The sequence below is a fragment of the Aeromonas sp. QDB39 genome (assembly GCF_027707585.1).
Classification (GTDB): Bacteria; Pseudomonadota; Gammaproteobacteria; order Enterobacterales; family Aeromonadaceae; genus Aeromonas; species Aeromonas hydrophila.
On the sequence record NZ_JAPCIV010000065.1, the window covers coordinates 1 to 11,728 of the forward strand.

At 50.1% G+C, this 11,728-nt stretch carries 10 protein-coding genes; 1 reads left to right on the forward strand and 9 read right to left on the reverse strand.

Features of this window, described 5'->3' with window-relative positions:
• Positions 1-40 precede the first annotated feature (40 nt).
• The 6 genes from pilL2 to PG899_RS22800 form a co-directional block, all read right to left on the reverse strand.
• Positions 41-517 (reverse strand): PFGI-1 class ICE element type IV pilus protein PilL2, encoded by a 477-nt coding sequence (gene pilL2, locus PG899_RS22775; RefSeq protein WP_270697734.1) that lies wholly within the window; start codon positions 515-517, stop codon positions 41-43.
• 1,404 nt (positions 518-1,921) lie between these two features.
• Positions 1,922-2,764, reverse strand: a complete 843-nt coding sequence (locus tag PG899_RS22780) for a PFL_4669 family integrating conjugative element protein (protein ID WP_210538257.1) — start codon at positions 2,762-2,764, stop codon at positions 1,922-1,924.
• A gap of 23 nt (positions 2,765-2,787) precedes the next feature.
• A complete protein-coding gene (locus PG899_RS22785; RefSeq protein ID WP_210538256.1) occupies positions 2,788-3,378 on the reverse strand; it encodes a hypothetical protein in 591 nt (196 codons plus the stop codon).
• A gap of 379 nt (positions 3,379-3,757) precedes the next feature.
• On the reverse strand, positions 3,758-4,597 hold the full coding sequence (locus PG899_RS22790; protein ID WP_210538255.1) for a hypothetical protein: 840 nt from the start codon (positions 4,595-4,597) through the stop codon (positions 3,758-3,760).
• A 53-nt stretch (positions 4,598-4,650) separates the two neighbouring features.
• The gene (locus tag PG899_RS22795; protein WP_270697738.1) at positions 4,651-6,606 is read right to left on the reverse strand and encodes a TraI domain-containing protein; all 1,956 of its coding nucleotides are present in this window, start codon (positions 6,604-6,606) and stop codon (positions 4,651-4,653) included.
• Positions 6,607-6,661: 55 nt separating this feature from the next.
• Positions 6,662-7,417 carry a hypothetical protein gene (locus PG899_RS22800; RefSeq protein ID WP_270697735.1) on the reverse strand — a complete coding sequence of 252 codons (756 nt, stop codon included), beginning with the start codon at positions 7,415-7,417 and terminating at the stop codon, positions 6,662-6,664.
• Between the two features lie 253 nt (positions 7,418-7,670).
• On the opposite strand from PG899_RS22800, the gene PG899_RS22805 reads away from it, so the two are divergent.
• Positions 7,671-9,065, forward strand: coding sequence for a hypothetical protein (locus PG899_RS22805; RefSeq protein WP_210538252.1), 1,395 nt, complete (start codon positions 7,671-7,673; stop codon positions 9,063-9,065).
• Between the two features lie 47 nt (positions 9,066-9,112).
• On the opposite strand, the gene PG899_RS22810 is transcribed toward PG899_RS22805, so the two are convergent.
• From PG899_RS22810 to PG899_RS22820, 3 genes are all read right to left on the reverse strand, one after another.
• Positions 9,113-9,244 carry a hypothetical protein gene (locus PG899_RS22810; RefSeq protein ID WP_265216449.1) on the reverse strand — a complete coding sequence of 44 codons (132 nt, stop codon included), beginning with the start codon at positions 9,242-9,244 and terminating at the stop codon, positions 9,113-9,115.
• Positions 9,245-9,559: 315 nt separating this feature from the next.
• Positions 9,560-10,273 carry a hypothetical protein gene (locus PG899_RS22815; protein WP_210538251.1) on the reverse strand — a complete coding sequence of 238 codons (714 nt, stop codon included), beginning with the start codon at positions 10,271-10,273 and terminating at the stop codon, positions 9,560-9,562.
• Between the two features lie 6 nt (positions 10,274-10,279).
• A complete protein-coding gene (locus PG899_RS22820; protein WP_270697737.1) occupies positions 10,280-11,188 on the reverse strand; it encodes a DNA replication terminus site-binding protein in 909 nt (302 codons plus the stop codon).
• Between the last annotated feature and the right edge of the window lie 540 nt (positions 11,189-11,728).

Consider the following 11,728-nt stretch of genomic DNA (forward strand, 5'->3'; position numbering starts at 1 on the left):
AAGACGGGAAGTTTCGGCCCTTACGGATGCCCGGAAAACCTTAGCGTACGATTTTTTCCGAATTCTGCGGGCTCCCCATAATGGAAGGATCTGCATCATGGAGTAATGGGACAAATGTGACCACGCGATGTACGGGGTCGACAAGAAGCAGGAAGGCATCTCCAGCAAGTGTCTTTAGCGCAGCTTGGACCGTGACGTATGAGAATTTTCTTTGCACGCTTGGCAAGGGTAAGGTAAGCATCACCTTCGTGCTTTCCGGCAGATTAGACATCTCGGCCAGCGTGTACCCGGTCTGCTGAATAGTGTAGTTAATTGCTTGCCCTACTGTCTCAACGGTGGGCGGAAATGAAAAGCTCACAACGGTAAGAAGCGGATTGGATTGGCGCACTTCAGGAGTGGTGTCGATAGTGGTGTAACGCGAAATTGCATACCGATCTTCTTGTGTTGCCGCGGTGACACCCTGCGCAATCATCATCCAGATTGTCGCTACTGCCAGCGCACTTTTTACTGTCTGCATCTCAATGCGTCCATGGTTGATTTTAGTCGCCAATTTTACCATGACGTGATACCGGAAAATGGGTGCAGTTTTGGCAGTGATTTTTTCAGCAATAGGCAATGAGCTATACGAGGAACCTTGACGGAAAGAACTGCGACATCTAGCAGAGTGGGGTATTGCGAGAGATGGGTTCTACGGAGGGGAAACAAGTAATATAGGAAGGAAAGCTGGATAGACAATATTGCAGGTAAAGTTAAGGCGCCACCAGGCGCCCTAATAATATTCGTGTTTATCTTGAAATTAAAAAGCCGGTTTCTTTTCCTGGCCATTTTATTTGATGTTGGGGAGGAATTTACATTCCGGCCTCTGGCACCCCCTGGGCCTTTCGTCGGGCCAGATTTACTCTGACTAACTGGCCGATCGTTTTTGCCGACGATCTGCGCGGCGTTGTTGAGGTCATGTTCACCATGACGATTCCAATGCTATCGGATCACTCCGGGCTGATCAAGGGAACTAATCGACCACCAAAGAGCAAGGGGAATGGCGAAAGGAAGGGGGCAGGCTGCGCTGCCCTTAACCATTAAAGGGGGTGTGGGGGAAATGAGAGGGCCCAGCACCAATGCGCTGGCGTAGGCCTGCACATCCCCAGGGCGGATTGGGCTTGTATTGCCGCCGGCACTTGTAAGCGGACCGATCAATGCTTGCCGTGTTATCATAACATATTGATTTCTAATGTTTTATGCGTGTTTCTCGACTTTGCGGCGATCTTCCATTCCAGAAGCCTGGCGGACCGTAATATGCAATAAATGGCTCCGAATGGGAATCGGCGGGTTGCTTAGCTCAATCCGTGTGGCCCCAATGGGGTCTACTTTGTGAGGCCAACACGTACTTGAGGAGGTGTGCCGGCCCGTTCTTCATGATCACTTCCGTGCTATTGGCCGCTTGTCTTGTGGCGATAACCCCCACCGGCTGGGATTATTAGTGCAATGAATGTGATCTGTGTCACATATTTTTTCAGTTGCATGCGACCCCAAATGGCGTGGGCGGCGTGCTGTTACTGTGCCGCCTAATAAAAAAGACCCGCAATAATTGCGGGTCCTTCCTATCTTCTTGTTCGCTTGGCGAACAGGCTTAGTTGAGAGTTTATATAGTCGAGCTGAGTTTGGGTTTCTATGGCCAGAGTGCTCTCTGTTTCATCTAGCTGGAGATCGAAACCACTGTAATTCGATATCCTTCTGTTACTACCATCGATAATTTTCCATCTGAGGTAAATCCTGTTGTAACTCCGATGTGGGATTATTATTAATGGAAGAACATTACGAATCTTCAAATTAAGCTCATTGACGATATTTGAAATCTCGGCCTCTATATAGTCATCGCTCATCTGCTTCAAAGAGTTTAGACAGAGGCCACCCATTCCTTTCATCATGCCTCTTCGGCTGCTGTTTCCTTCACGATTTCAGGTTCGATATACGCGTCCGCAGGGTTGCTTTTCCTTTCAGCAACGTTATGGATTTCAGGGGCAAATTCATGCCGGGTTTCACCACGCATGTGACCAATCGATGGCGAGATCCCAATCGACTCATAGCGCTCAGCAGCCATGCGAGCTTTCTCGTTATTTGCTGAAACGTCATCTCGTGTGACAGGGGTGTGTCGATAGGATGCAGCGCGCGAAATGAGTGCTCGGCAACCCCGCATAACATCCCGAATGTAAGTGGTTCTTGCACTCGGGCTCAGCAGTGCGACATGGCTTGCAAGCATGACAAGACGAATGAAGGAATCAATTTCCAGGACTGCATACAGGAACTGATAGTAGAGCTGGCTACCACTACGAACCTGGTAGACTATGGGTTTCACGGAAAATGATTCAGATGAGGTGAAGTTCTCTGGTACCCGGTCTTCCATGTAGCTAATCAGTGACTGCTTTTTAGTTTTCAACTCTTCTCTGAACTCTGTGATTGCTGTCCAGATTGAATCAAACCAGAAGTCTGCGTAGGGATTGTCGAGTCGGATATCCCCTTCAAGGATCATCATTGATTGCGCCAACATGGTCAGATTGTGTGGGGTGAATTTTTTCTTCTGACCATTGTCGTCAGTACCGTCCTGATCCGATTCACGCTTTACGCCGGAGAACAGTGCGGCACCCTCATAGGTATGGATCTCGATTTTGATATGTGATCTGAGTCTGCCCAGTTCGGTTACCCGATTGTTCGGTGTGCTCGAGGCCTCTTCATTGCTGAGGGCTCCAAGAATCAGTTTGCTGCTCATTTTTCTATTTCTCCGTTTGTTGATCAAATGATGATGTCGACAGCGTGGTATACCTGTGTAGCCATTTTTTTGATGCTGGGTGTGATAGTGATGTTGAGTCCCATGCCACTACATGCATTGGTACATCTCCTGACGTCAGCCTGATTCCACTTTGAAATCCTACCCATAAGTACGCCGAGATGCTGCCCTGCATGCTTTAGTGAAATTTCTTCGCGCTCATCGCCTTGGTAAAATTCAACGATGAACCTGACGATCTGCGTGTAAAGATCCAGAGGGTCCATAACATCGAAATTTGGTTGGAAGAGATTCAGAGTATGGATCACAAGCCCTTCAAGACGTGGGTCTATTTTCGACGTTGGTCGCCCGGGGGTGTTTTGCGTCCCCATCCACTGAATGGCTGAAATTGGTGAGCCTGTAATGATCCCTATCTTCTTTCTGTGAATCTTTAGCATGGACAGAAGCTGTTGAGTTCGGATCACTTCGTTATGCTGTTCTGATGTCTCCCCGATGATCATAGCGATGTCTGGCGACAACCTTATGTGCTCCGGAAGTATCAATGTTGCAAGTGAGCCCAGCCTGCTTGGATTCATCCTGCAGTATTGAACGACTGACATAAGTTCATCCCTTTTTAGAAGGCATACATCAGCTAGGAAATCACAATTTGTGAAGCTGCTGCTGATCAGATGCAGTAGAAGGGCTCGGGGGAACTGAGCATTTGCATCTTCGTCGCGTGCAGGCATACCATTGGCGATGGCACTGTATACTGGGCGAAGATCGATAGTCCCAAAGCATCCGCTTGGGTCATCATGAATGTCATCCATCACTCGGCGTTTGAATTGAAGCGTCTTTATCCAGAATTCATTCTGGCAAAATTGCTCAAGCCCATACCCCGTTAGGTTGTGAGAAAAGGGGGTCGCATATGAACGATGTAGGATGGCGTGCCTGATTATCTCTGCCAGGAGTGAGCCACAGCATGCGATCAATTTGTCCCGTTTATTCGACATCACACTCTCCGCTGTTTAGTGCCACACTGATCGACATGCGTCGTATCAACCGCATTAGTCTGCCACAAGCTGCGTGAATTGTGTTGTCGTTTGATTCATCGATCATGGAGATGATTGTGGCGTTGGCCCAAGACGATCGTGATAGGTTGAATCGCATATGAATTGACTCTGCCATCTCGTTTTCATCGCGATATCCATTTCGAAGAGCTAATTTGTCCAGGCCGGCCGCCAGTGATTCGCTTCGTGATGATTGTGCCCCGAGTAGAAGTAGGGGGATTGCTCTGACCATTTGCACTCTGGTGGTGACGCTACGCAGATCAACACAGAAGCCACCATGGGTGAGCGTTGATAGCTTTATTCCATATGTTGAGGAAATTGATTCGGCTGTGAGATAGATTGCGTGATCAAGAAATGTGAGGTCTTGTTGTGCTTCAGAGATATGTTCTGGTGCCGTGGTGATCGTGATGTCCGGCATTTTGGCGACCAGAAGTGAAATGGCTTGGCCAACACTGTAACCTTCGATGGGACTTGCAGGATTGTTGTCCCACATATCCGGACCGTCGCAAATCTGCGAGAGAAGAGCGGCCACGTTCTTGATTTCCATGGCAGATGCTGACCGGAGCTTATCCGCACCAAACTTAACGATGCTGTTCCAGCTTGCTCGGTAGTCGCGAATAAACCGCTTCGATGAGGCCATCACCTCTTCGTAACTACTAGGTGTATCAATTGGGATTTCAAGCTGCTCGTTGCCGTAGAGCTCTGCAATTGCTAACAGTCTCTCCCCGCCATCAAGCCTTCTAAGATCCAATTCTTCTTCAAGCCCGTTCACTGATTATCCTCCCGCAATCACCACAAATTTTGTGTCTTTTTTTTTTGCGATATCTATCTGATATCGCCTAGTGTTATGAATCTGTTTGCATTGTCAAAGTCGAGGTCAAGCATTAGCTGCTCAGTACCCTGTGCTGTTAGCACCATCACGTGAAGATCAGCTCGTTTTCGCATTCCAACAATCTCAGCTGTGATCATTGTGCTACCCAAGATAGAACGCTCGAACGTCAGTACCGATGCAATGGCATGCTGAACTTTAGATACCGCTTCTCGTCTCGCTTTTGGATCCAGGTTCTTGTTTGCGCCATTTTGATCTAGAAAGGTGTAGAACAGCCCCGGACTGACGAAACAGAGCCTACGTTCTGAAACGATGTGTACCACGCCTGCTCTTGCATTTACCTGGAGTGCTCCAGTCATGATCTGTGCACGTAGCCACTCAATAAATTGGTGTGCGGTATCAGATCGACCAGAAATCGATTTTTTAATAGAGGGTGCCGCGGATTGCTGCGTCTCCTGACTTGCACCCGGCGCCTCGGTTCCTTGAACAAACCTTTTGAATTCGTCGCTTGTAGTTTTGACTGTTAATGGGTATTCAACGATACCTGCTTCTTCTTTGGCGGCAACTTCAGTGAAGCTCTGATCACCGGTGAGGTTAGGCTGGACCTGCTCATGATGCTGTTGAGGCTGTAACTCCATGCTCGGATTCTTGGCATCAGGAGCAGTGATGATCTTCGGCGTCGTCTGAGTAGAAGTAGCCTTCTGTTCCGAACGAACTTGTGATTGAGCAGGTTTAGCAATCGGCTTCGCATCGCTTGTTGATGAACCAGTTTTGGCCGGCTTAACTTCTCCAGGGATCTGATGATGATATTGTTCATCGACAGATGGACACAGAAGCCTACCGGTGTAGACCGGAAGCTTTGCATCTGGGTCTAGTACCTGGCGTTTGACCAGCACAACAGCAAGTGGCTTTTGATTTGGCGTGAACATCAGCGAGTGCATCGCCTTCCCATTCACGTTCAGGATCAACATGCCGTTGTCACCCATGGTGTCGTAAATCAGGCTGGTGTTATCCGGCAGGAACTGGTTCTCGGTACCGAGCGCAGATCGGATACACTCAACGAACCGCGGGGCGACACAAGCAATGAAGTGTTGGGATACCCAATAGGGTGAATTTTTCTTGTTCGGCTCAAAGTCACGTAGTGACAGTGTAATTCCCTTGATGGCCAGAGCATGGATTTGCGGCCTTTTTGCAAGAGAGCTATTCACAGTGGCTTGTGCGGCTACTGCAACTGGGGCATCTGCCATGGCGTCGCCTGTTGATTGCGAGTCGCACTCAATTACGCACCGACCGATATTTCCCCCTAGCTCCATTGCTTTACCGCCGATAGTGGCAAGCCATTCATCGCGGATGATTGATTTTTTCCAGATCCAACTCAGCGCTGCTTTTGGCATGATCTGGAATATCAGTGGAAGACTCGCGACTTCGTGTACGCCATGCTGGCGGCGGTCATTGTATCGGTAGATGTACTTGGTACCCGGTGCCATGGGGCCGAGGTGTGGCAACCAGGGCGTCATGTTTGACCCCTTCATAACCACAACATCCACATCTGTGAGGAGTTTGCCAATATCGTGCAATGCACCCGCTGAAGTCATCGCGAAGATATACAAGGCCTGCCATTGAGAGATCTGTTCCTCTCCATCAGATATGTATAAGAATCGACCTGCGATTCGAGCTGAGTACACAGCCACTTCGATACTGTGCTCTAACAGACCACCAAGGTGAGCATGATGATGTCGTTCACTTGCGGGCAGGTGCTGGCACCAGGCAGCAAGATTTCGAAAGAGCTCCATGTAAATTTGATTGAACCGGGTCTCATCGAGTTGCGTGAACGCACTCAAGTTCTGCAGCAGGGGCATATGGCGTTTTAACAGGGCCTCAGGGCTCTCTGCGACGAGGGCGCTACCGCTTAGTGCATTTGCTGCATATTCCGGTCGAAAATGAACACCTATTCCGGTTTAAAATGAACGCTGATTCCGGCTTGCGTGTACACCATTTCCGGACACCTCAGAGCACGAACTCTGATGTCAGATGAACCGTCATGCTCCAATGACCTGGATCCACAACTGCCGCGCTGCGCTTGGCTGCTGGCTTGTTCGGTGAGTCGAAAAGATGCCTCCCCTCAAAGCTCAGCTTCTGCTCGCAGAATCCCTGGCCGCATACTTTCCGGAAATGGTGTTCACAGATTCCGGAATCACTGTTCAACTTCACCGGAATACGCATTTGCTTGCTGTGTGGGCTCAGCGTGTGATTTGTTATTGATTTGTCCGACTTGTTGCCTTGTTGTCCATTTGAACCACCAATTACGCACGCCTGCCTCTCCTTCACTTCTTGTAGTATTTTCTTCCAAACACTGATCACTCTGGGGTCAGCCTCTGGCATCACTTTTCTCTGGACTTGGGTTGGGTACATTCGACCGATGAAAGAGTGAAGGGCTTCATCTTCAGGGTTCCAGCTTTCCCCCTGGCAGTAGAAGTGCAGCCTCCCTAATGAACAGCTTGCTATTGCCATATGGGCGGCGGCTTCCGGTGTTTTCTCGGTTTGCAGGCAATGGCTTGCAACAAGCAGCAACGGAAGTTCATTTTTGGGGGCCATAGAGCTGGGCGTTGCTGAGTCAAAAATTGCACAGTGGGCGGAGAAATCTCTGATCGCTGTGTAAAGGACTCTCATCTCTGGCTCAAGAGCAAAGTTGAGTTTGTCCTTCCCGGTCAGAAATTCGTATAACTCACCCCAAGGGTTCACCGCTTTCTCTTTAACCAACACAACACCCCCCTTTAAGTTTTGTGGCATTATCTAGCAACTGAGAACGAATAAACGGCTGTCAATTTTGAGGGGGGTTTTTATGGCGGGTGTTTGGATTGTAAAGGGGGGGACGCTTCAGCCCATTAGACGTCTCGAGAAGTCTATAATCCTGCATCCGGACAACCGCGATAGCCTTGAGACGCAAGAGCTTCTTGCAACGTTGCATCACAATAAGTATTGGCTGCTCTGTGGGTGTAAGAAGCCGGACGCAAGGATGTTTGTGCGCCAGGTTGCGGATGATAGGTACCTGATAGTCAATCATCATGAACATGGTCACCACGACCCGCATTGCCCTCTGCGCACGTCTCTTGGATTGGGTGGTGCATCGGAGGACTCCGGCCCTGATGCCGGCGATAACACGACGGCGATGAAGCAGCCGGAGTACCGCTTGATCTCTCCATACCGCAAAATTGACCTGCTTTCGTTGGATGGGGATGTCATTGATGATGCGGAATCACAGCGTAGTGCTGCTCTTGATGAATTGGGCATATCACCCGTTGATAATTCGGACAAACCGAAACGAACTCAGGCTGAGAACCCCGCTCAGAAGATAGATGTTCTTTACAAACTCCTTTGGCAACTGATGGACGACTCGTTCTGTACCTATCGTCATCACCGGCAGAAGATCTCGATCAACTCTCTGCAGATGAAGATACGTGCTGCAGCGTATCCGCTCAATCTCAAGGGGTTTGGATGCTTGCAGCAATTCACATTTGTTGGGGAGCAGGGATTGGACATGCTGCTTGGCCAACTGAATCGTGCCCATAAACGCGATCCGAAGACCCGGCACCAATTCCTTTTTTTGTGCGTGATCGCTGACTACACCTTGTTTAATGGAGCGGCATCTTGCGTCTTGCTCAACGGCTCTGCACTAATGTTGGGGCAGGCTAAGCGACCTCCATTGTTGCTCAATGGAATGCAGTCAGGTGATGGTCCGTTCATGCTGGCTGTGACCTTTGCATACGATAAGCCAACCGATGAGGGACCCTCAATCCTCCGTTGGGCGTTGCAACCGCTCGCCAGTGCAGAGACCCCTTTGCCTGTTGCCAGTTGGCCAGAGCGCCTGATTGTCATTGAGATGGCCCGCTGCCTGGACAACATTGATCCCAACATCAGCACTCGTTACCAGCTCTGGTTGCATAAGCCTGTTTTGCCAATGGTCGACCGGATGACTGGGGTCTGGATCCAGCCCGCGATCACGTTGATGGCCAAGGACCTTCGCGGTGAGCGTTGCCGTGTAGCCTTCAGGCTCCAGGGAGAGGGTGATAATATCGAGGCTTACAAACGAACCTTTGAGCATGTCCATACCTTGGATCTGGATAGCCCCAGTACGTTGGCTAAGTCATGCCAAGAGATGTTTGTAATCGGAAAGGGGGTGATTGACAGTCATTATCGGGCTCTTGACAAAGAACGGGCTGAATTAGAAGCAATGGAAGAACAGAAGAAGTTAACCTATCGAATGCAGAATAGGGAGCTTGAAATTCGTGAGGAACTATCGCGAACTTCAGCTGGTCATCTAGATATTCCCCCTATGCCGATGGACACCCCAGAGTATGACATGCCTTATGATGAAGAGTTGGAGCGAACGATTGAAGACCCTGACTACTGAGCTGCGGGCAAAAAAAAACCACGCCTATGGGCGTGGTTTTTTGTTTTTTAACTTCGGGCCTTAATTCGCAGGATGCGTGACCGCTCAAAAGCGGCTGCATCCTCCCGGCACATAAACCAGAAACGAATTGCAAAGGCTAAGCCGACGACTTCAAGTGCTAAAACAATGTTGATCCACATAATGAGATCCTTGGCCGAAAGGCCTGGTTGAGGTAGCCCAGATGGGCGGATTGGAGGTTGGCAGCCGCGGTTAGCGGTACAGGCTGGTTATGCCATCGCCTGTCAACTCACTCTCGGGAGAGAGCGGTTTGGGCTGTGCACATGTGAGTGTGCTCAGGCCAAACATGACAGTCTGAGAACGACAAAACGCAGCCAAGGCTGCGTTTTGTGATTGAGGTGACTCCGATGCATTTCTGCGTGTGCTATGCGGATAAACCGAAGGAGAATGAGCACTTTGGCTAAGTTAGCCTATATGCGGTCGCCATGCAACGACAGTTATTTATTGCCCATGATGTTTGTAACCAATTTCTTGATCATCCCGGGTTCTTGTTTCCCCTCCAGGGGCAGGGGATGGCTCTGTTCACTGTTTGGTAAATGTCGGCGGGAACGTTCTTGCCTATCACGCTCGGCCCGATCCAACGCGACGCGATAAGTGATACTACCGCGCATAAAGCCAATCAAGGCGTTGAAGCTGAGGCAAAATGCCTGGCACAGTCTGCGGCTTGTTTCATGCTTGTCTTTGGGTGAGCGATTATGCGTCAGCAGTTCCATAAACTGCAGGTCACGGTCGCTGGGCCCGTCTGGAATAATGATGCCTGTTGGAGGGGTGATGTCGAATACTTCCAGGATCGCTTGCTCTGGAGAGTAACCCATATCGAAGACAAACTGGCGCAGCCTAGTGATGTGCTGCCGTGCTCGTTCTGCCCGCCGGTCGGCTTCAATCATCTCTAGTTTGGTGGCACTCATACCTGGGGTACATAAGGTTGTTGCGTTGATTGGCTTGATGTTGACCGCCAGATACCCTTTTTGTATGGCTCGTGCGCTGAACTCTACGATCATGCCGACTTCGGGGGGGGTCTCCCCCAGCCAGTTTTGAGGGGTAATGAAGTAATCGACGCCGGAGATGTCTGCGATGGTGCCGATGGGACCTGTATCATTGATCACTGTACCAACGACAAAGCCTCGTAGAGGGCCAAATGCGATGCTCATGATTTTCTACTGCTCCTGGTAAAGCCAGAGGCGCGAGATAAGCGGCTCATTGGCGGTTGTTTTTGCTTGCCGCGGAGGGCGTTTTTGGGTGATGTCGTAGTTCTTTAGAAGACCGATCTTCACTTTCTGAGCTCCGAGAATGAGAACCGGGGTCGATGCTACTTGCATACGACGACTGTTTCCTTCCACCAACCAGGCTTGTGGGTGGACTGGATTGGGGCGCCGGATGACAAGGTGAGCATCATCGGAGAGGGCGGATAGCAGCACAATTTCATCCTCTAGCTGTGCGACCCAACCAGCTGGATCGAGTACATGGCGCGGGGGTGAGTCCTGTGATGCTCTGAGCGTACCGATGATCTGTTGTTTGGTCATTCTCTGCATGGTGTTTTTATGAGCCCAACAGAACGAAATTGACCGGGCCGTGTCGCCGGCGATTGTGATTTGTCGGTAAAACTGCAAAGTGATCAACCCCTCGAACATGCCTTTGCTATGCAGGAACTCCCACCGGGTATTGGGTCCCCCGAGTATCGGACCTGAGTTTGTCACCAAGTCTCGGAAGGTTTTTCGGTCTGCATTTATGGCCTCAATTATACCGAACAGCTCCTCGCTGTGCCTGGAGTGAATCTGAATTGCTCCCGGCAAGCGGTACACTAGGCGAGTGTTTTCACCAGCGTCAGCGTAGAGATGGCCCCAGGCATGGTGAGCAGCATACAGAGCCTCAAGACCGTGAGCGGGAGTCACCGTAATAGAGGGAGTGTCGTGGCGGGTATCCTGCCTCGGATCGTGCGGGGGGAGGGCAAAGGTGCTGCCTTGGATGAGCTCGCTATCGTCTATAAAGTCTCGCAGCATGGCCAACAGCTGGTGTTGACGCCGCTCCAGAACGCGGAGCTGTGCAGCCAGTTCGTGTTTATTCATGAGGCATTCCATCGAGGGTTTCAAGCTGGTGTTATTATGACCAGTAGAGGGCACTTTCTCAACCAACATTCCTAGTGACTATTTTCAACCAGAGCACAGCCCTTCGGGCTGTGAGCTCCCCCTGGGCTATTTTGTTCTATACCTGCCCCCGAGTGCCAGGTTAGACCTCGAACCGACACTTCTGCTGTGCCGCGTTCGCGCGAAGAGAAAGGGGGAGAAAATGAAGAGAAAGAGAGAAAAATGAGATCCTAATTTAGTTCTCGGGCTACACGAAATGAACACCGGTTCAGCAGGTTGGTGTCTTGTAGCATTTAAGGATATAGGAATGTTGGTTGAGATTTCTGTTTTGGCCACATCCTTCGTCCGGCTCTACTCTGCAAGTCCCACCACCCTATGGCACCACCTAGTGGTTATCACTGCCTCATGTACAGGATCTTTAGCGGCAACCAATTGAAATAGATAGAAAAAAGGCTTCGTTTGTGATCTGATTTTATCGCCAAACAAAATCAACACGCGCGAAGCCTATGACTATTATCAACG

Excerpts from the sequence above, each read along its gene's own strand:
- pilL2 (WP_270697734.1), bottom strand. The coding sequence starts at position 517 with ATGCAGACAGTAAAAAGTGCGCTGGCAGTAGCGACAATCTGGATGATG.
- PG899_RS22780 (WP_210538257.1), bottom strand. The coding sequence starts at position 2,764 with ATGAGCAGCAAACTGATTCTTGGAGCCCTCAGCAATGAAGAGGCCTCG.
- PG899_RS22785 (WP_210538256.1), bottom strand. The coding sequence starts at position 3,378 with ATGTCAGTCGTTCAATACTGCAGGATGAATCCAAGCAGGCTGGGCTCA.
- PG899_RS22805 (WP_210538252.1), top strand. The coding sequence starts at position 7,671 with ATGTTTGTGCGCCAGGTTGCGGATGATAGGTACCTGATAGTCAATCAT.
- PG899_RS22810 (WP_265216449.1), bottom strand. The coding sequence starts at position 9,244 with ATGTGGATCAACATTGTTTTAGCACTTGAAGTCGTCGGCTTAGCCTTT.
- PG899_RS22815 (WP_210538251.1), bottom strand. The coding sequence starts at position 10,273 with ATGAGCATCGCATTTGGCCCTCTACGAGGCTTTGTCGTTGGTACAGTG.
- PG899_RS22820 (WP_270697737.1), bottom strand. The coding sequence starts at position 11,188 with ATGAATAAACACGAACTGGCTGCACAGCTCCGCGTTCTGGAGCGGCGT.